At 50.0% G+C, this 20,474-nt stretch carries 19 protein-coding genes; 3 read left to right on the forward strand and 16 right to left on the reverse strand.

All coding sequences use genetic code 11. From position 1 onward, the window contains the following. Positions 1–128: 128 nt before the first annotated feature. The 11 genes from ACR9FF_RS30260 to ACR9FF_RS30310 all read right to left on the reverse strand — a co-directional run bounded on the left by ACR9FF_RS30260 (position 129) and on the right by ACR9FF_RS30310 (position 13,938). A complete protein-coding gene (locus ACR9FF_RS30260; protein ID WP_435168031.1) occupies positions 129–1,523 on the reverse strand; it encodes an MATE family efflux transporter in 1,395 nt (464 codons plus the stop codon). A 212-nt stretch (positions 1,524–1,735) separates the two neighbouring features. Then, positions 1,736–3,211 carry an MFS transporter gene (locus tag ACR9FF_RS30265; protein ID WP_435168034.1) on the reverse strand — a complete coding sequence of 492 codons (1,476 nt, stop codon included), beginning with the start codon at positions 3,209–3,211 and terminating at the stop codon, positions 1,736–1,738. Positions 3,212–3,574: 363 nt separating this feature from the next. Further along, positions 3,575–4,381: an endonuclease/exonuclease/phosphatase family protein gene (locus ACR9FF_RS30270; RefSeq protein WP_435168037.1), complete on the reverse strand. Its 807-nt coding sequence runs from the start codon at positions 4,379–4,381 to the stop codon at positions 3,575–3,577. A 145-nt stretch (positions 4,382–4,526) separates the two neighbouring features. Next, a complete protein-coding gene (locus ACR9FF_RS30275; RefSeq protein ID WP_435168040.1) occupies positions 4,527–4,871 on the reverse strand; it encodes a hypothetical protein in 345 nt (114 codons plus the stop codon). A 26-nt stretch (positions 4,872–4,897) separates the two neighbouring features. Next, positions 4,898–6,094 carry a ParM/StbA family protein gene (locus tag ACR9FF_RS30280; RefSeq protein ID WP_127496891.1) on the reverse strand — a complete coding sequence of 399 codons (1,197 nt, stop codon included), beginning with the start codon at positions 6,092–6,094 and terminating at the stop codon, positions 4,898–4,900. 168 nt (positions 6,095–6,262) lie between these two features. Continuing rightward, positions 6,263–7,783 (reverse strand): ABC transporter substrate-binding protein, encoded by a 1,521-nt coding sequence (locus ACR9FF_RS30285; RefSeq protein WP_435168044.1) that lies wholly within the window; start codon positions 7,781–7,783, stop codon positions 6,263–6,265. Between the two features lie 7 nt (positions 7,784–7,790). Then, complete coding sequence (locus tag ACR9FF_RS30290) at positions 7,791–8,552, reverse strand: response regulator transcription factor (RefSeq protein WP_336776228.1); 762 nt, start codon at positions 8,550–8,552, stop codon at positions 7,791–7,793. Continuing rightward, entirely contained in the window at positions 8,527–10,287 is a 1,761-nt protein-coding gene (locus ACR9FF_RS30295) for a sensor histidine kinase (RefSeq protein ID WP_435168049.1), read from the reverse strand. The genes ACR9FF_RS30290 and ACR9FF_RS30295 overlap by 26 nt, the downstream gene beginning before the upstream one ends. A 148-nt stretch (positions 10,288–10,435) precedes the next feature. Further along, positions 10,436–11,953, reverse strand: a complete 1,518-nt coding sequence (locus ACR9FF_RS30300; protein ID WP_435168052.1) for an ABC transporter substrate-binding protein — start codon at positions 11,951–11,953, stop codon at positions 10,436–10,438. Between the two features lie 95 nt (positions 11,954–12,048). Beyond that, positions 12,049–12,978 (reverse strand): carbohydrate ABC transporter permease, encoded by a 930-nt coding sequence (locus ACR9FF_RS30305; RefSeq protein ID WP_336776231.1) that lies wholly within the window; start codon positions 12,976–12,978, stop codon positions 12,049–12,051. Positions 12,979–12,993: 15 nt separating this feature from the next. Beyond that, a complete protein-coding gene (locus ACR9FF_RS30310; protein WP_435168056.1) occupies positions 12,994–13,938 on the reverse strand; it encodes an ABC transporter permease in 945 nt (314 codons plus the stop codon). 434 nt (positions 13,939–14,372) lie between these two features. Between ACR9FF_RS30310 and ACR9FF_RS30315 the strand changes: the two genes are divergently transcribed. After that, complete coding sequence (locus tag ACR9FF_RS30315) at positions 14,373–14,819, forward strand: RrF2 family transcriptional regulator (protein WP_435168059.1); 447 nt, start codon at positions 14,373–14,375, stop codon at positions 14,817–14,819. Positions 14,820–14,963: 144 nt separating this feature from the next. Next, positions 14,964–15,311 (forward strand): DoxX family protein, encoded by a 348-nt coding sequence (locus ACR9FF_RS30320; RefSeq protein WP_435168062.1) that lies wholly within the window; start codon positions 14,964–14,966, stop codon positions 15,309–15,311. A gap of 450 nt (positions 15,312–15,761) precedes the next feature. On the opposite strand, the gene rlmH is transcribed toward ACR9FF_RS30320, so the two are convergent. The 3 genes from rlmH to ACR9FF_RS30335 form a co-directional block, all read right to left on the reverse strand. After that, on the reverse strand, positions 15,762–16,241 hold the full coding sequence (rlmH, locus tag ACR9FF_RS30325; RefSeq protein ID WP_127496882.1) for a 23S rRNA (pseudouridine(1915)-N(3))-methyltransferase RlmH: 480 nt from the start codon (positions 16,239–16,241) through the stop codon (positions 15,762–15,764). A 137-nt stretch (positions 16,242–16,378) separates the two neighbouring features. Beyond that, positions 16,379–17,080, reverse strand: a complete 702-nt coding sequence (locus tag ACR9FF_RS30330; RefSeq protein ID WP_435168065.1) for an ankyrin repeat domain-containing protein — start codon at positions 17,078–17,080, stop codon at positions 16,379–16,381. An 87-nt stretch (positions 17,081–17,167) separates the two neighbouring features. Then, entirely contained in the window at positions 17,168–17,338 is a 171-nt protein-coding gene (locus ACR9FF_RS30335; protein ID WP_015847785.1) for a CxxH/CxxC protein, read from the reverse strand. Between the two features lie 158 nt (positions 17,339–17,496). Between ACR9FF_RS30335 and ACR9FF_RS30340 the strand changes: the two genes are divergently transcribed. Further along, positions 17,497–17,826: a YnfA family protein gene (locus ACR9FF_RS30340; protein WP_015847786.1), complete on the forward strand. Its 330-nt coding sequence runs from the start codon at positions 17,497–17,499 to the stop codon at positions 17,824–17,826. A gap of 51 nt (positions 17,827–17,877) precedes the next feature. On the opposite strand, the gene ACR9FF_RS30345 is transcribed toward ACR9FF_RS30340, so the two are convergent. Beyond that, positions 17,878–18,789, reverse strand: a complete 912-nt coding sequence (locus tag ACR9FF_RS30345; protein ID WP_435168070.1) for a DUF4097 family beta strand repeat-containing protein — start codon at positions 18,787–18,789, stop codon at positions 17,878–17,880. A gap of 172 nt (positions 18,790–18,961) precedes the next feature. Further along, complete coding sequence (locus ACR9FF_RS30350; RefSeq protein WP_201003111.1) at positions 18,962–20,320, reverse strand: S1C family serine protease; 1,359 nt, start codon at positions 20,318–20,320, stop codon at positions 18,962–18,964. Positions 20,321–20,474: the final 154 nt, after the last annotated feature.

The raw sequence follows: 20,474 nt of genomic DNA on the forward strand, positions 1-20,474 counted from the left end.
ACGGTCTAACGACCCGAACGATCAAGGAAAACCCAAGATGCAAAATAATTCGAAGTAAAGCGGAACGCATTACAAAACCCGGTCTAAATGACCGGGTTTTACTGTATGACAATATGCAATATCCGAGCTTAAATCTGTGCTTCCACGCCATGATCCGGAACGACGGAAGCCGGCTTTACTAATGCTTTCTTCTCCCAGACCCTGCTTCTCCAGCGAAGCAGCATCATAACTCCGCGCAGCCATTCATCCACGGTAAAGGCAATCCATACGCCAAGCAGGCCAATCCCGAAATGAACCCCGAGCAAATAAGCAAGCGGTACCGAGACTCCCCACATGGAGATGACGCCCGCTAATACAGGGAACCGTGCATCCCCGGCGGCACGCAGCGAATTGATGATGACCATATTAAAGGTGCGGCCGGGTTCAAGTATGATGGAAAGCAAAAAGATGCTCGCCCCGGCAGCAATGATTTCAGGGTCCTTTGTAAACAGCCCGATCAGCTCATGCCGGAATATCGCGGCCGTGCCAACAACAGCCAGCGTTAACAGGAAGCTGATTCGTACGCTTTTCATCAGTCGCCGGTAAGCTTCCTTCATTTCTCCCGCACCGACCATTTGTCCGACGATGATCTCCGTACCCATCCCAATCGCCAGAGCCAGCGCCATAAAATAGTTCGATACGTTCATGACGTACACATGCGTGTTTAACGCGGTGATGCCAATCATATTGACGAAACCAATGATCATCAGGTATTGCGACTGGTAAGAGAGATGCTCCCCTGCCGCGGGCAAGCCGATGCTCAGGATTTGTTTTGCGTAAGAAGCTTTCCAGCGCACGTAATCCTTCCGTTGAATCGGTACGGCAATTCGGCGGTACAACAGGATAAAGAGAACAACGATGCCAAGCAATCGGCTTACGACCGTTGATATAGCAGCTCCCGTAACTCCCCACTCCGGGAAGCCCAGGTTGCCGAAGATAAGCAGATAATTCCCTCCCATATGGAGGAGGTTGACGCCTAGCGTTACAAACATAACGCTCTTCGTATTTCCCGTTGAACGGATAACCGACGAGACCGCGTAGGAAAGCGCCTCGACCCAAATAAATCCGCCGATAATCTTTAAGTAGTGGTTCGCGATTCCGATTTGTTCGGGGTTTAAGTGTAACATCCGCAGAAGCGACTCCCCAAAACATACGATAACAATGCTGACGACGATTCCGAAGATCAGATTCATCGAGATCGCCATTGCCGAAATACGGCTCGCCTCTTTCGCCCGCCGGGCGCCGATATACTGGGATACCGCAACGCTGGTGCCAATGCCGACAAAGCCGAACATCATAATGCAAAAATAAATGATTTCGTTCGCTAAGCCTACTGCGCCCGTTGCCTTGTCGGAGATGCGGCTTAACATAAACACGTCAACCGTGCCCAGCAGCATCCGCAGTACGGAGTCTACGAAGATAGGCCAGGTTACGGCATAAAGACTAAGCTTTTTCCAAGATGGAGTATGGTCTGATAAAGTCACGTATACAAGCTCCCACTATGTTTATTCTCTGTCGCCTTCCCTAGTGTAGCGCTCGCAACTTCATACGTCTATGGGGGAAATAATGCTTAATCAAAAGCAAAGGCGCCCAATCGAGCGGGCGCCGGGTCATGAATATTATTGAGCGGTCCAGCCTCAGTCACCATGTCGCCTGCCGGAGACGCAAGATCGTTCAATCATCGGTTTCTTTAGAGTTAAGCTTCTATTTGTTTCATCTCAGCGCGTTTTGCGTCAAGTTCTTTATTAATATTGTCAACGTCCTTATCAGACAGCGGATAGAGCTGCATCACAATCATTGAAACAATAGCAAGAACAGCAGGTATCCAAATAGCCGTCATATTAATCCCTGAAAGGGCGTGAGCTGTCTGGTGCGCAGCATCTCCATTAAATCCATATGCTGCAAGGAACCATAATGGAACAGCACCTCCTAGAGTAAAGCCAATCTTGAAGAAGAGCCCCATAATCGCATTGATGATAGCAGCATTGCGCTTACCAGACTTCAATTCGCCATATGAAACCACTTCGGGAACAAGCGCCCACATGAAACCAGTCGCTGAGGACAAGCCCCACTGCTTGATGAAAGTCGAAACATAGGCCAACCAAAGTTGATCATGCATACCATCGAGACTCCAAATCCAAGTTAGGATTTCGCCGACAACAAACATACCGAGGAAGAGCTGGAAAAAGCCTTTTTTGCCGAAGGTTTTCTTGAGTTTTGGCCAGAATACAGTAAAAGCGATACCAGGTATCGAGGCAATCAGCCCTACAGCACCCATCCAATCGGAATGATCGACAGTATATTGATAGAAAAATCCATTAACCGTATTCATGAAAAACATAAATGTAAATGCCAACATGAAGAAAATGCCCAGGATAATCAAAGGCTTATTATTCTTAAATTCAACAAAGAAGTCATAGACTTTGACTTGTGCCGATTGTTCGGCGTTGGCGACAACGCGTTCTTTCGTAAACTTGTAGCAGAGGAAAAGCGCAATGGCGCCAATAACCATATAAACGGCATAAACACCAAACCATGCATGATCTGCTGAAGGGTCAGTATACGTCCCCATGTTCAGTTTTAATCCAAACAGACCCGTGTCTTTAAGTGAACGATCTTTAGGCGCCACCATTTGAACAAACATGGGGAATAGAGTATAAACAAGAAGATTGGCAACATTTGCAAGCGTCATGCGAGTCGTTGTGATTTGGTCAACAGATTCAGGGTTACGGGTCAATGAGGCGTTCAGCGAGCCGTAAGGAATATTAACGACGGAATATACCAAGTCGAGCAACAAATAAGTAATAAAGATAAAAGGAACAGAACCACGGACGCCGGGAATAGGCGCAAACAGCAGCGCACCCAAGATAACCAGCGGAATACCGGCACGAAGTAACCAGGGACGATATTTACCTGCTCTTGATGAGCGTTTATCGACATAAGTCCCGACCATCGGATCCCATAATACATTGACGATACGGACAAAGAGGAAGATAAATCCCGCAGTTGCCGTACCGATCGCATTGACAGTCGTCAGAAAGAGGGCCAGAAAGCCTCCGACAGTACCAAAAACAAGATTTTGAGCAAAATCTCCGAAGCCGTAGCCCATACGTTCAATAAGATTGAGCTTGCGATATTCTTCCTGCTGAACAACCTGTGTGTTATCACTCATGATGAATGCTCCTTTACTTTCTCCATTAAACATTTGAGATATTAGCTGTTAGGGACGCGTTAATTGCAGCCTTTGAAGTCCATTCTACGAAACCTAATAAAAGCCCTTACATTTTCGAGAATTCATTTAAAGTCAGGCAAATAAAATAAAAAAAAATTCTTATATAAAATACCCGTCCTATGCTACGTTATACCCGCCCTGCTAATGTTATGGCCTAATCTTTGTTTGTTTATTAAATAAACAAAGATATCGCTTATTATCCATAATCGCCTTCAATTAGGCAAGCACTAAAAATATACAATTCCCATATAACAGCAAGTTTAAGGGCCATCCTCTGCGGATGGCCCCTACTTAGCATGTTGATTATAAGCCTGACAGGAGTCTGGTTCTTGCCACAACCGGATAGTGGTCCGACGGATATCCTCCGTTTACTTGGCAGCGCTCAACCTGCACCGACAAGAATTCGAATTCGGCAGTAGCAAAAATATAATCGATCGGTTCTCCGTCATCGCCGCCTTTGAAGTCATGCGCCGTTAGACCGGGATTTCCTTTGATCCGGGAGTATGCATCCGTCAAATCGCTTTTTTTGCCATCCATCTCGATCTCGCCGCGCAAGAAGCGTATCGGGAACTCATCCGGAAACGAGTTAAAATCCCCTGCAAGCAATACGGGAAGCCCATCCAAAGCGCGCTGCTTGGCTATGTGTTTTCCTATTACCTGGATCCCACGGTCTTTCGCTTCCTGGCTATGGTGGTCTAAATGAGTATTGTAAAAATAGAATGAATGGCCGGATTTTCGGTGAAGGAAACAAGTCCAAGTACAGATTCGCGGAAACGCGCTTCCCCAACTAACGGAAGCTTTCAAATCCGGTGTTTCCGACAGCCAAAACTGTCCGTTGTCTTCCATGATTAGCTCGTCGCGGTTATAAAAAATGGCATTGTGCTCGTTCTCATGTTCGCCGAATCGACCCTGCCCGACCCAATCGTATTCCTTCAAACGGGTCTCCAAATCTTTGAGCATCGAGTGATAGCCTTCTTGAGTGCCGATAAGCATAGGATGATGTTTTTCGATAACGGCGGCCGCTCGGTCGATCCGTTCCGGCCAATAATTAGATCCGTCTTTGATTTCCGGATAGCGCAGATTAAATGTCATGAGAGTGAGTTCCAACATACCTGCATCCCTCTTTTCTATCATTTCCATGCCGCGTACACCTTTGTCATCCTGCGTATTACTTGATATTATTTGGTATTACCGAGTGTTACCTGGTATTACTTTGTATGACCCTGTCATACAAAGTAATACCACGTCCGTCCTGCTAGCTCCACGCCTCGATATCCTCATCGTCAATTTCCTCTTGGCCCGTGGAGTGTTCTTCTTCATAGACGACAGCTCCTGCTGCTTCTACCGGATGCTCGGTCTCCTCTACCGCAGCAGCCGCTTGTTGGGGAACCAACAAGTCTTGTCTGTGAATACCTGTCCGCTCCATCGGGATAAACATCTGCAAATTCCGGACGCCATGCTGCATGATTTCGTTCTCCACGAGATAACGAAGGGAATCCATCAGGTTCGTCTGCATGTTTAACCATGCCATGACAAGCGGATCCTCATTCTTCCTCGTCTTCAAGCTAATGTTATCGCCCGCCAGCTTGGTCTTCTTCATCGCCATCACCTGCTTGCTCCGTTAGATTACGCGGGCTGCTCCGCTTTATTTTTCAGCGCCTCGTAAATTTTGCCGCGTACAAAAGCATCCAATCCTGTCGCATTGAGCTCTACAGCGAATTCGGCCGGAATATAGAACAGCTTAATTTCGCGCACGTCGCACAGCTCTTTCAAGTAGGGATACAATATCGTCTGCATGAGAATGCTGCCGCCTCCGTAAACGCAGATCAAGTCAACTTCGTTACGCGCTTTAGTCAATTGCTTCTTTACATGCTGGACGATCTGTTTAACCTGACTCTCCAGCGGTCTCCGGAGTGTCTTAAGCGCCCTTGCATGATACTTATGCTTCGGGTTCTTGAGCACATCGCTGAAGAACTGCCTCGGACTGTCCGGAAGATGAATCAGACGGTTAAACTCCTGCAGCGCTTCTTCAATCGCATAGCCCGCTCCATGATGGCTGCCATGCACGAATTGCCGCAAGAACCGGTTGCCCTCCGTAATGGGATACTCCGTCGATCCGTCACCAATATCGACATGGAGAATCCTTTTATCTTTGAAGAAACTCCCATTGAATTTCTTCTCCATTCCGTATGAAGCAGCAAATTCGGCAAAAATCTCGCCTTCCCGCCAATTGCCAGAAGCGTCCTTTTGCAAAGTAAAAATAACTGGCGTTGCTTCCGGAACGACTTTCACGAAAGGAAATAAGATGTTAACCGATACCCGGAGAATGCCGAGGTGTACCGTCACGTGATGCCTTCCCGAAGTGAACCGCTTCTCGAACTTCGCGGAGGTCTCATCCGTATGCTGCGTAACCGGCAGCGCCGTCGCCATGTCGACCTCGATGTCGAGCTGGGCCGGGATATGCTTCTCCTCCTCATAGGCTTTTTGTACCGCGACAGCGGCGATTTGCGCCAGTGTGTTCACAACAGGCAAATCCATCTCGCTCTTGGAGTCGATGCCGATCTGGATATTATCGAGAATTTCACCGCTCTCCAGAGCAAACTTCCCTATGTAGTACATGCCCGGCTGCGCAGACGGTGAGTCGATGGTCACAACCAACTGGTCCTGCAGGTTCTTAATGAAGCCCTCCGGCGCTTGCTCCTCCCGCCACGGAAGCTCGTCCACTCTACAATTCACATTGGGCTGCTGAATAAGTTTGCCGTCAATCATCAAATCATGCTCGCTATTCCCGTTATCGTTACCTACAAAGAAGTGATAGTTCATCGCTACATCCTCCTATCAATAGGTTTACATGCCTTGGTATTACTTTGCCATACCAGGTGTTAGCGGGCATCATGCCATAGTCCTACGATAGATTAGGTTTCTCTCATTGTAATTTGTCGAACGCTCCTCATAAATAACTATACGGCGAAATCAAAAGGCACTTCCGGATCACGAATGGGCGGCACGCCAGGCGTCAAGCTGCTTTTGCACCTCGGACCTTACCTCGTCGATGCCCGCCTGCCGAAGCTCCTCGTTAAACTTCGGCAGCACTGAAGCCACATCCACACTTCCCGTCATCAGGCTGGGAAAGTATTTCTCCCAGACCATCTGGATGTTCTGCATCTGGATGGGCATCCGTGACAAATCCGGAGTAAAACCCAGCGTACCCGATATAACCGCTTCCTTGTTGCTGGCGCGGAATTGATTCCATTTGTCCAAGGGATCCGGATATTCTCCTCCCATGGTCTTCAAGATGAACCAATTGCCTTGGGTGTACTGCACGCCTCCATAGCTTGGCTGCGCGTCCCGGATTGGATTGCCGTTCTTGTCCTTGGGCGGAATAGGCACCACTTGGCCGTTGCGATCCAAGATGTAGTGTACGCCCTCGATTCCGAAATTGAACAGATTGCGCACCTCGGGATCCGTGTTCAGCAGATTGAGAAACTTTACGGCCTCGACGGGATGCTTCGTTTCCGCGCTGACGGCCATGATTCCTCCTCGAATGGATTCCGTCGTGATGAGCGCAGGGGTTACAGGGTAAGCCACCAGCTTGTAACCGCGATCCTTGCTCCAGCTATTTTCCGCCAGCGGTCCTCCCCCTGCAGCTTTCCAGAAGACTAGCGCGCCCCGCTTCAGTCCTTCGGTTTCCCGCATGGCCGCATCCTCATTGATATAACCCTCCACATAGTAGCGCCGAAGAAGGTCCAGTACTTTCCGGGCTTCGTCGGTTTCGAAAATATTCACGACCGGGGAATCCGGATCCAGAACATTTCTCATAAGCGGCAGCGTTTTATCCGATACGTATTCGTAGCCGTCCAAGGCGAAGAAGTTTTGAGATTCCTTATCGAGCTCCATCGGTATATAAGCTGGTTCCTTCTCCTTGATCATCCTTAACAGCGGTTCGAGGGAAGCCAGCGTTGTGTACTTCGAGATATCGATATGGTACTTCTTCACTAGCGCATCCGGGTACATCCACTGGTCCCGCACGGCTAATTCTTTATTGGTCGGCACGCCGTAGATACCGCTGTCATCCATCCGTACGCCCTGCCAGAAAATAGGATCGATTGCATCATACATATCCTTTCCGACTTTCGACAGATAGTCGTTCAGCCTCAGCCAAGCGCCGCGCTGCGCATAATTGGCGTACTCCGGCGCAAAAGCGATGTCAAAAGGAGTTCCTGCCGACACGAGGGTATTCAGACGCTCCTCGTACTCTTGCCAGCCTACCTTGATATACGTAATGGTAACGCCGATTTTCTTGGCTAAGATCTCATTGATCTTGTCGTTGACCATCTTAAGGTCCTTGTCCGGATCGCCGATCGTGTAATAGATCAAATTGACCGTATTGCCCGCTACTTCTGCATTCTCTTCGTTGCCGGATGCAGAGAAGCAGCCGGATATAGGCAGCGTCAACATGATGACGAGCACGAAGCATGCAAGGAGACGACTCCATTTCCGTTGTTCCCGCATGGCATCGTTATTCCTTTCTCCGCAAATCGGAGGGCGATTTGCCGAAATAAGCGTGGAAATGAGAATAGAAATAGTTCAGGTTGGGATATCCGACAGAAAGCGCGATGCTGATAATTTTCTCGTCCGTGCACTGTATGCGCTCCTTGGCGCGAAGCATTCGGTAAGCCATTAAATATTCCGAGAACTTCTTTTTCGTCTCTTTGAGGAATAACTGCCCTAGGTACGTTCCGTTCATGCGAAAACGTTCCGCAACCGACTTCAAGCTGAGGTTCTGGGCATACTCCGCCTTGACGATGAGCAGAATGCGATTAGTCAGCTTGGACAGGCTGTCATAACGTACGCCGAGTACCGGGTCTATATCCAGGTCGCTGCGATCCGTATCGGCCAGCTTACCGTTCAGATCTTCGACGATAATCTTCTCGACCAGCTGCTGCAGCTTCGAACGATCAACGGGTTTGAGCAGGTAGTCCTTGGCCCCGCAGCGAATCGCCTCCAGCGCATACTGGAACTCGCCATAGCCGCTCATAATAATATATTTCGAGGGAAGGCGCAGCTCATTGAGCTTGTGGATGGCGTCATAACCGCGCTGCTTGCCGATGCATACATCGAAAATCGCCAAATCCGGCAAAATTTCCACGGCCTTCGAAATCGCGCCCTCATAGGTCTCGCTCGTCTCGATTCGGCCAAAGCCGTATTTCTCCCAATCCAGCGTTCGCTTCATTCCTTCCAAAATCTGCGGCTCGTCATCTACGATCAGCAGCTTGTACATCGTTCGTCGCCTCCTTGGATAGGATTACGGTTATTTTAACGCCGGCTTCCTCGTTATTGTCGATCGTCATGGAGAAGCCTTTCCCATAGAAAAAGCGCAGCCGGGTATAAACGTTACGCAGACCAATGCTGTCCACCGAGGCATCGTCGCCTCTGGAGAGCTTTTGCCTGATTTCGGCCAAGTGCTCCCCGGAAATCCGGTTCCCGTTGTCCACGATCTCCAGCATGAAGCGTGCCTCTTCTTCCCAGCCGTTTACAATAAGCAGGTTGAACTCGTTCTCAGGATGAAAGCCATGAATAAAAAAGTTTTCCGCCAACGGCTGCATCCAGAATTTGACGGTGGGCAAGGAAATTAATGAGGGTTCCACATTAAACTGATAATAGAATCGGTCCGGATATTTGAACTCCATAATTTTTAAGTATTTTTGAAGCAAGTTCAGCTCACTGCCAAGCGAAATAATATTTTCGTTTTTTACGATATCGCGGTACAAAGCGCCCAAGGTGGCGATGGCGTCGGATGTATGGTCGGCGCTGTTCACCAGGGCAGAAGAGCGTATCACCTCAAGCGTATTGTACAAAAAGTGAGGATTAATCTGATGCTGAAGCGCTTTCATCTCCGTCTCTTGCTGCTTAAGTTTTAGCAGATAATTGGTGCGGATATGCCGGTCGAGCTGACGGATCATATCATCCAATTCCCGCGCGATCATACCGTATTCGTTCCTCCGGTAGCGGGCCGGGTTAACCGGCGTAAAATCCGCCGTCTTCACGCGTCCGATGGACACGATAATCCGACGCAGGAAGTTCGCATCCTCGCGCAGATTGTAAACAATGAGCAGCAGAACGCAGATCATCGCGGCGAGTACGATAAGAAACACGATAAGCAGCACATTTGCCTTTTGACGAATCAGGGAGCCCAAATCCACGGCGCTGACGAACCGATAATCGAACTCGTTAGAATGAAACGTCACGAAATAGGCACGGTCCAGGAATCCCGTCGATAGAAAGCCATGCGTGCGGCCATCCGCCACGATCCGGCGAATCAGCTCCTCCGAGCTGCGGCCGTTGCCGGCGATCAGGTACACGTCTCCGGAATCGCTGACTGCAGCGGCCTCATCCAAATGGTAATTTTGTACCGTTTTAAAAATACGCTCACTGCTAACCAGAAAACGGAATTCGCCCAGCTGGCGGGAGATTTGGTTCGGATCCGACAGCTTTTTGTGATAGACGAATCCTTTTTGGATGGTCTCGCGGAACGTTTCATCGGAGTTGGGCAGACGGAATAGATAACTCGTATTGCCGTTATTGTCGAAGCTCACCACGTTGCCCTCTTGCTCGGTATGCAGGCTGATTTGCGTGATGTCTCCCTTACCCCCGTTGCTTAAGAAGGATTTCATATCGTCGGGAAAAGAGACAAGCGGCCGGTTATATTGACTGCCCTGCAGCCTGCTCGTCAGATATCCTTCCGCGTTATTTCCCAAGAAACTGCGAATGTCGGATACCAGCCCGCTGTTGGAATACACCCGCTGCATAAACGCTTCGATGCGGTCGGCATCGTACTGGAGGCTGTTTTCCACCCGAGAGAACGCTCCAGTGGCCTCGTTCCTGGAATTCCCCACCCATTGGTCCAGAAGTACCGCGCAGGTGAGCGCGCCGAGCGCCAAGCCGATGAACACCACAAATACCGCATATGCAATGAACTTGCCGCGATAGATCTTAATTTGCATAAATGAACGCATGCGGCGTCTCCTTTGCAATAGGCTTTTGCCCTACCCACTGCTCAAACATATAACGTTGTTATCGATAAAAGCAATCCTAAATTTCGTGCCAGAAAACCCGAACGGCGATCGCCGTTCGGGTTTTTCGGATGTTGATAACAGACAAAACTTATTTGAAGTACGTATCTACTTGCTCTTGGGCGGCCTTCATAATCGCATCCATGCCGGCAGCCTTTAGTTCAGATACAATTTTCGGTACCATCTTCTCCGGATCGGAAGCGCCCGTCAGCAGCTCATACCGGTATTTGTCCCATACCGCTTTCGTATTGGCCACCTCGGTGCTCAGCTTGCTGATGTCCAGCGCAAAGCCCAAGTTCGTGGAGGAAGTCGCTTGATCGTTCAGCTTGCGAACTTGATCCCACTGATCTACCGGAGCGCCTTTCGTTACGGCCAGGTCGAAGAACGTCCCTTGCGTATAAGCGGCAAGCGGCCATGTATCGGACTTGCGCTCAATCACTTTCTCGCCATCCACGTTGTCGTAATCGACGCCCAGCTCGCCGAAGGCCAACATATTGCGCAGCTTCGGATCCGTATTAACCAGCTGCAAATATTTCAAAGCTTCTTTCTTATATTTCGAGTTGGCTGAGATGGCGTTCAGGGAACCTTGAATCGTACTTGTCGTATAAATCGGGCCAAAGATCTGGAACATGTCGTACTTCTCGACACCCTCCGTAATTTGCCAGCTCGCTTCCGCACCCGGGAATGCCTGCGCCGCAAAGAACGGACGGGCTTTATCCGCTTCCGTTTTCGTCGGTGCGTCCGGATTGATGATGCCGTCTTGGTACCATTGGTGCAGCTGCTTGAGTCCCTCCATGATGTCCGGCTGCTCCAAAACGGAGACAACCTTGCGGGAAGCATCGTCGACCTTCACGCCTATCGGAGCCAAACCAAGCGTCATATCGTCGTAGCCGTTGAAGAATCCGTTAAATCCGTCGCCTTGGGTGAGCGACAGAGGGTAGAAGCTTTTGCCCTCGCCAGCCTTCATGTCGTGGAACGGTTTGTCGAGGTCTTTCAACGTCTTGATGCCAGCCGTGTCGATGCCGTATTTCTGCACGTACTTGTCGTCGAACACCCAGTATTGGGTCAAAGACGAGTCTTTGTACGTCGGCACGGAGTAGATTTTCCCTCCGATTTTTGTTCCATCCCACACCTTCTGAGGAATCAGCTTGTAGAGATCGGGCGATTCGCTTTGCACCAAGTCGGTCAGGTCGGCGAACGCGCCCATCGTCACTTGCTGGCTATACTTGGAGTTATTCGTAAACATGATGTCGAACGGTTCGCCGGTATTCACGATCGTATTGATCTTCGTATCCCAGTCGCCCCAGCTTGCTACCTTAATGTCGATTTTCACGCCGATCTTCTCGGCCGTGTAATCGTTCATCGCGGCAATCGCTTTATCGAAGTTGGCTGGAGTCTGTCCGCCGATCGTCCACCATACCAGCGTAGGCACATCGCCCGAATCAGCGGGCTTGCTCGTTTCCGTCTGCGCGCTTGCCGTCGCGTTCGAAGGCGTGCTGGTGCTTGAATCGGAATTGGAATTGGAATTCGAGTTGCCGCAGCCTGCAAGAGCGGTTGTCAAAAGTGCCACGGCACTCATTGCAAGCCATTTTTTCTTCGTCCTTTTCATGTACATTTCCTCCCTTTAATATAGCCCTCTTCAATCCCACCGTCTGCTTTGCGCGGTGGATATCATAAACCGGACGAATCCGAGTTTATTTCGAGTTAACCTTTCACGGCGCCTACCGTCAGGCCGGAAATAAAATATTTCTGGAAGAACGGGTAAGCAACGGCAACGGGAACCACGATGACAATGGCAACGGCCATTCGTGCGGATTCCTTGGGCATGGTTGCGACAAGCTCCGCGTAACTGATGCCCATGCTGGAAGCATTTTTCGCCAGGGCGTCCACGTTGGTCATCAAGCTGTTCAAGAGCGCCTGCAGCGAGTACAAGTTCTGGTTATCGATGTACAGCATGGATTGGAACCAGTCGTTCCAATAGGCGAAGCAGAGGAACAATCCAATAGTCGCCAGGACAGGCAGCGAGATTGGCAGCACGATCGAGAAGTAAATGCGCAATTGGCTCGAGCCGTCAATTTCGGCAGATTCGATCAGCGCGTCCGGAATCGTGCTTCGGAAGAAGGTTTTGCAAATGATGACGTTGAAGGAGGAGACGGCCAGCGGCAGAATAAGCGCCCACACCGTATCTTTCAGGCCCAGCATATTCGAATTGATATAATAGCTGGACACCAAGCCTCCGTTGAACACCATCGGAATGAATACGATCCAGGTCAGAAGCCCTTTCAGCTTGTAATTCGGCCGGGAAAGGACGTACCCCATAGACGTTGTAAGCATCACGCCAATTACGGTACCGAGGGCGGTAACGAGCACGGAGATGCCGAGCGCCTTCGTAATCATCGTCCCTTGCTGCGCGATATAGCGATAAGCATCGCCGGAGAATGCCGTCGGGAAAAGATGATACCCACTGCTGCGAATGGAATCCTCGCTGGTCAGCGATATGGACAACACCACAAGGACAGGTATAAGGCAAAGCAGCGCCAATACGATAAAAATCAGATGGAAAACCACGTTCGTGCCGGTTCGGATCCGGTTGAACTTGTCCAGACCCGTGTCGAATTTCGCTCTAGATGACATCTCCCGCTTCCCCCTTTACATCATTGCGCTCTCTCGGTCTACGAGACGAACAATCCAGTTGGCAATCAGAATGGTCACGCACCCCATCACGGATTGCAAGAATGCAGAAGCCGATGCCATACCGAGCGTTGCGGACTTGAGCTGCTTATACACAAGAACGTCAATCGTGGTCGCTACATTAAACAACGAGTTGGAATCCCGCGGCACTTGGAAGAACAAACCGAAGTCGGTGTAGAAGATGCGGCCTACGGCCAAGATGAACATCATCACAATAACCGGCTTCATAAGCGGAAGCGTAAGGTAGCGCGCTTGCTGCCATTTGGACGCTCCGTCGATGACGGCAGCCTCGTAATACGTACTGTCGATGCCGGCAATGGTCGCCAAGTAGACCACCATACCGTAGCCAAGACCTTTCCATACGTTCATGAATACCAGGAAGTACGGCCAATACTTCGGCTCCATATACCAGTTCACCGGGTCGTTGCCGAGGACGGCCAGGAATTGATTGGCGATCCCTTTATCGAAGCTTAGAAACGCCCATACAATGGCGGAAACCACGACCCAAGAGAGGAAATACGGCAAGAACATCAACGTCTGATAGATTTTCCCGGCCTTGCCGCTATGCAGTTGACCGATCATTAGGGCTAACGTGACCGGTACCGCAATGCTCAGCACGATAAAAATCAGATTGTAGCCCAGCGTATTGCGAATCACGACCCAGGCGTCATTCGACTTGAACAGGAACTCGAAGTTTTTGAACCCGGTCCAATCGCTATTGATGACGTTGCTCAGGAAACCTCCGTGAATCTTGAAATCTTTGAAGGCAATAATAAGGCCGAACATTGGCAAGAAACAAAACAAGATATACCAGATCGTTGTTGGTAAGGCCAGAAACGTCAGTTCCGTATCCTGTGTGCGCCAGCGTGTTCGCAAGCGTTTTCGCCCGCTCTTCATGTCCATGTTCGCCACTCCTTACGTTTGTTTGCACTCAGCATGTACACGCTTTAGCTCTAGCCCTTGGTAAGCGCATTCATTAAACCGTGCTGATCCAACTATTTGATGTCATTTTATAGAAAACCGCCTGCTCAGTTCCAGACTAAAAACATGAGACTGCAGTCAACAAACGTTAGATTTTCGGGGATGTGGAATTAAGAGACTACATTTAGCAGCAAGTTTAAGGGCCATCCTTTGTGGATGGCCCCTACCTGAATATCATTTTTTATGCATCGGGATCTATTCATTAAAAAGTAATAATCCCTACGATGCGCTGTCGCGCGGACTGAACCCGTGTCCTCCTTCGGCCAGAGGTTTTTCTTGAGTCGCCCTGAATAGCGAAATCGGACATCTTGTAAACTGTGTAAACATTGTACATAATGGATTTGAGGTGAATTGTCATGCATCTGAAGAAAAAAAACCACACGGTCACTCCCTCTGCATTCGGTTTGGCCATACAAGGACTTGTCTTACTTTCTCTATCAGATAACGTGCTTTCAAGTAAGGAAATTGCGAATATGATGAAATCTGGAACGACGTTTATGCGCCGGGTGATAGGTCAACTGGTTCGTGCAAATCTTGTCGAGGCTAGGGAAGGCAGAGATGGCGGCTACTTGCTGGCCAAACCTGCAAGCTCGATTACAGTGGCGGACGTTTACCGGGCTCTGCAAATGCACAATCCTCTGGGAAATGGGATGGTCGATTCCACGCTCGATTGCGAACGCAAGGCATCAGTAAGAACCCTTTTCCAGGAAATGTCTTCTCAAGTGGAAGAGAGTACGCTTCACGTTTTCAAGCAGTATACGATTGAGCGCATTGCAGCAGAAGTTTTTAAAAACGAAGTATAAACTGCGCTTAACATAAGCATAGTTTTCTGTTATACTGTGCTCATACAGGGTACAGTATCAATAGAGTTTAACGAAGACTCGCATCGTCATCCCTGCTATGAGGTTAACTGTGCTTAAATCAAGTTCAGTAAGGAGGTGAAAAAGTTGCAAATCGTATCGATTATACTTGAGATTATTCTGGGCGTTGGTTATGTGATCGTCGGATTTATGAAGTTTGGAGCCAAAGAGCCGGTCGAATCATTCAAACAATACGGATATTCGGATGGATTTCGCATTCTAGTCGGTATAGCGGAAATTCTCGGCGGGATCGGGATGCTGATTGGCATTTGGTCGCAACTGGCGGGCACGCTAGCTGGTTTGTGGATTGTGGTCATAATGCTGGGTGCTCTTGTTACCCAAATTCGTGCGAAAAGCCACGCGAATGAAGTAATGCTGCCCGTATATTTTCTGGTCTTGGCCCTGGTGGTACCTGTGCTCAATTGGATTGTTTAATCTCACATCGGCATTTAAGGTGTTTAACCCGCAAACGTTACATCTATCTAAGTGTGACTGACATACGCATAGTTCCGCGATATACTGTGCTCGTACAGAGTTCAGTATCACCAGAGCCTAGCGATTCGCATCAGGATCCTGGTATGCGGTTAACTGTGCTTAAATCAAGTTCAGTAAAGACACAGATCACGCTGTCCTTTCTTGATCAAATAACCGATCAATACATTGAGTCGATTACTAATCTGGCGGAAAGAACAAAAAAAAGGTCTATAACGCCTTGTAATCCCCCAACGCCATGACCACGTTATTTAAAGCAGATAGGTTGAACGTTAATTGAGTCAGCCCCTTCCACCTAAAACGGTGTAAGGGGTTCTTGCTTTCCGAAAGCAAAACAAGCAACACAAAAAACGACATCCTGCGTTGCGCTCGATCCACTCCAAAAACTTGCCGTTATTTATGGTACGGTTCACCGCGGTTAATCTTCACCGCGCGGTAAATCTGCTCGATCAGCACCAGCCGCATCAGCTGGTGCGGCAGCGTCATGCGCCCGAAGCTGAGCTTCTGCTGGGCGCGCTGCAGCACCGCGGGAGCAAGTCCCGTGCTCCCGCCAATGACAAAAGCCACGTGGCTCCGCCCATACGTGGCCAGCTTATCGAGCTGGTCCGCGAGATCCTCGCTGGACCAGAGCTCGCCGCCAATCGCGAGCGCGACAACATGGGCGTCCGGCTTCAGCTGCGCCAGAAGCCGTTCCCCCTCCCGCTCGCGTACTTGCGCTTCCTCCGCCGGACTCATCGTCTCCGGCGCCTTCTCGTCGGGCACTTCCGTGAGCGTTAGCTTCACGTACGGCCCGAGCCGCTTGGCATACTCCGCGATGCCTTGCACCAAATATTTTTCCTTAAGCTTGCCAACCGAAGCAATCTGTATATGCATGAATGTTCATCCCTTATGTATATTGGCATACCTATTCCCTCTAGCATACCGTAAAAAACGCTCAACTTTCCGCGCTGCGATCCCATTAGTATCCATTCAAGCCAGCCGCTCTTACGTTCCACGTGGAACTCTATTTGCTACTTGGCTCCGGCGTCAACCAGCAGCTGCTCGATTTCTTTAAACCCTCTCTTGCGGGCATGCTGCAGCGGCGTAACGCCGTCGTTGTCGGCCAGATTGACATCCGCCCCGTGCTCGATCAGCAGCTTTACCGTTTCTACCTGCCGCTCATTACCGTTATTTAGAATAATAGCTTCGAGTAATGCCGTCCAACCCAGATTATTGACATGATTCACATTCGTATCCGTTCGCTCAAGCAGCTCCCGAACAACCTCAACATAACCATGCTCCGATGCCGGGATAATGGCAATGCCTCCGTAACGGTTCGTTATCTTCGTATCCGCTCCGGCATCAATCGTAAGCCTCAGAATGTCCAAATACCCTTCTGCCCCGGCATACAAGAATGGCGAGTTCAGCATCTCATCCCGTAAATTCACATCCGCTCCCGCTTCAGTCAGCACCTCTGCCACCGCAAAATCCTTATTGTAGGTCGCAATCATGAGAGGAGTACGTCCCTTGGCATCCTGAACGTCCAGGTTTGCGCCGTTTTGAATCAGTTGGCGGACTTTATCCGCATGTCCATCCTCCGAGGCTTGAAGCAGCTGTTCATCCATCGTTCCCATTACGCTTACACTCTCCTTTTCTTGAATATGACGTTCGTCCCCGGCACCGTTGCCGCATCCTTGAAGCAGCAGGAGGCATGCAAACATCCATTTCTTCATAGGGCATCCCCCTGTACAGGCCAACCCTGCTTTATGAAAAAAGCGCCCCGCACCCATGCGGCAAGCGCCTCAAAGTCATTCCTCTTTCTATACCACCAAAAACTCGGCCGCTGCTTCCCCGCAAAGATCGCAGCTGCGGGGCGGATCCCAATCCGCAAATTCCGTTTCCTTCAAATCGACGATATCCGGCGCATCCTCGTATTCGTCCACAAATTTATCAATCGCCAGCTCTACATGCTGCTTGCACACACAATACATACGAATTTCGCTTCCTCTTCAAAGTTGTTTATTATACAGCTAGCATAGCAAACAAGCCTGCCGATGTGAAGTAATCCGGCCAATTCTCCCTTTCATTCCCTTCCGACTGCCATCCCGCTATAATGATTACAAGTCAATTTGAAGAAGGAGTCTATCCCGTGTTTATCGCTATTGTTCTGTTCGTGATTGCCGGACTGGCCGAGATTGGCGGCGGTTATCTTGTCTGGTTATGGCTGCGGGAAGCAAAGCCGCTCTGGTACGGCATCGTAGGCGGCATCATCCTGATTGCTTACGGCGTCATACCCACCCTACAAAATTTCCCCTCATTTGGCCGCGTCTATGCTGCTTATGGAGGAGTCTTTATCATTCTGGCCGTTCTCTGGGGATGGCTCATCGATAAAAAGGCACCCGATCTCTACGACTGGATCGGAGCCGCTGTCTGCATCATCGGCGTTGCCATTATGCTCTATGCTCCGCGTGGCAGCTAACCGCAAAATAAAAGCCGCACGGGCATTCGCGCAACCCGTGCGGCTTTGTATTTATGGTTGGCTGATTCGAATACTGCCGCTGTCCGTACGAACCTTGATGACTTCTCCCGAAGTCCCTTGCTGATCCGGTTTATGAATGGAACCGGAATCCGAATCCAGATCAAACATGCCGCCGTACGAGGAAGGAATTTCGATTCTCACGCTGCCGGAGTCGCTCTTTACGTCCGCGCCGGTTGTATCGTCCTTCACCATGCGGATACTGCCGGAATCGGAACGTAGGACAGCCTTGCCGTTCAGATGATCAATCGTAATACTGCCGGAATCGGACGAAGCTTTTAGCTCCGCAGCAACAGTTCCCGCATGAATGCTTCCCGAATCCGACTTGATCGTTAAGCTGCTGCCTTTAAAGCTCTCTAGCTTAATGCTTCCCGAATCGGCCTTCAGCGACAACGTGCCGCCCTCAAAGCTGCCAAGCCGGATGCTTCCCGAATCGGTCTCCACCTGGCTGTCAGCCGCCTTTGCGCCATCTACTTTCACGGAACCCGAATCGCTTTTTACCTTCAACGATTCAAGAGACGACATGGCTTCTTCGGTCAGCGACACCGTTACGACCTGCTTCTCGTTCCAGCCGGAGAAATCGAATAATCCGAAATGCCACTTCTCCTTCAACCGAAGATCAAGCTTTCCGTTCTCGACTCTTGCGTTCTTGATCTGATCGATAACCTCCGGCTTTGCTTTGCCTTCGATATGAATCGAGTTGCTTCCGTCCGTGCTTGGAACAAAATCCACTTCCAGTCCAAGGCTGTCGGATGTAAGGCTAAGATCCTGCATTTTATCCTCGAGCTGCAAAGTATGGGCATATTCCTTGCTCTTCACTCCGCCGAATTGATATTGCAACAACGCCATTATTCCGATCGCCACAAGGACCACTCCTATCGTATTTCTAACCCATCGTCTATTCATGGTTGATTTCTCTCCCTCTGTGCTCTTGCTTCTTGATTATAGTTTACGCCAGCGGAGATTTGCCAGAAACCTTCCAGAGGATGGCTCGAGGGTTAGACTTTAGTCGGGGAATGGCACAACGCACAAAAAAAGCCGTGCCAACCGTTTCCCGTCAGCACAGCTTCTTTACGCTTTATTCATCCTTCGTTTTCTCCGCCAGCTTGAACGATGCCGTCTTCAGCTTGCCGTCACGGTAGAAGGTCACTTTGATCTCATCACCGATATGCTTCGTCTGGTACAAGTATTGGCGCAGCTCCAAGGTGCTGCTAATGCTTTTCTCGTCCAGCTTCACGATCACATCGTTCAGCTTCATGCCCGCGTCCTTCGCCGGTCCTACGGCTTCAAGCACGATAACCCCATTGAACACTTCATCTGGGAGATTCAGCTCAGGCAGATCGGATTCCTCGCTTCCCGAAGCTGCGCCGGCACCCTGGTCAGTCTTTCCGTCGCTGCCAGCCGCCTGCTCTTCCTGCTGCTTTTGCGCGAAATACTGCTCCAGGTCTACCGTGTAGACGCCAAGATAAGGGCGAGATACATAACCCTTCTCCATTAAGCTGTCGATAATAGGCATCGCGTTATCGATCGGAATCGCAAAGCCTAATCCCTCAACGCCTACCTCGGCAATCTTCATGCTGTTAATGCCAACAACCTTGCCGTCCATATCAATCAGGGGACCGCCGCTGTTGCCTTCGTTAATCGAGACGTTTACCTGAATGACTTCCTGCTGCCAGTCGTACACCCCATCCTCGTTCAAGGATACCGGCACGACCCGGTGAGTCTTGCTCACAATCCCCATCGACAGCGAATCGCCAAGTCCAAGCGGATTGCCAATCGCAAGAACGAATTCGGCTGGCTGCAGCTTCGACGATTTGCCGATCTCCGCTGCCGTCTTTATGTCCTTGCCGTCCATCTCGAGCACCGCCAGATCCGTAATCTGGTCGCTGCCAACGATCTTCGCTTCACGCTTCTCGCCGTTCACGAGCATAACCTTCACCGACTCGGCGCCTGCAATGACATGATGATTCGTAATAATGTAGGCCTTGCCGTCCTTCAGCTTGAAGATAACGCCGGAGCCAACGCCTACCTCCTGCTTCGAACCCTGAATCTGTCCTTCCTCTCCGCTGCCTGCTTGTTCCTGGGTGCCGTCACCGGGAGCAAGCCCATAAGGAACCGTCTGTTCATTAATAACGCTGACTACCGCCGGCCGGACCTTAGCCGAAGCTTGAATCGTTCGTTGCTCCAGCGAGGCGCTTCCGGATGCCGATACGCTTGCCGCATGCGAGCCCGGACCGATACCCCCGCCGCCAAAGACAAGCACAAACAACAATACCGCTGCCACCGCGCTGGTGAAAGAAGCAACAAATGCGATTCGGACATTCGACCAGTTACGCATTCCCTTTTTATTGGAGAAGGCAAATTCATCCTTCGAAGAAGTGGAACGAGCACGTCTTGATACTTTGGTCGAGTAGAAATCGTCATCAAATATTCCCATCGTTACCGCTCCTTTCGATGCTTATGCTTGCCTTTGAAAAATGTACAAAAACTATTTTTACAATCTAAGAATGTTTTCGGAAGATTAGACTACAATAATAATAGATTCACTTGCGCACTCCTCCATCATAACCAAAAAGGAGCGAACCGTATCT

This window comes from Paenibacillus glycanilyticus, assembly GCF_051200795.1.
GTDB lineage: Bacteria > Bacillota > Bacilli > Paenibacillales > Paenibacillaceae > Pristimantibacillus > Pristimantibacillus glycanilyticus.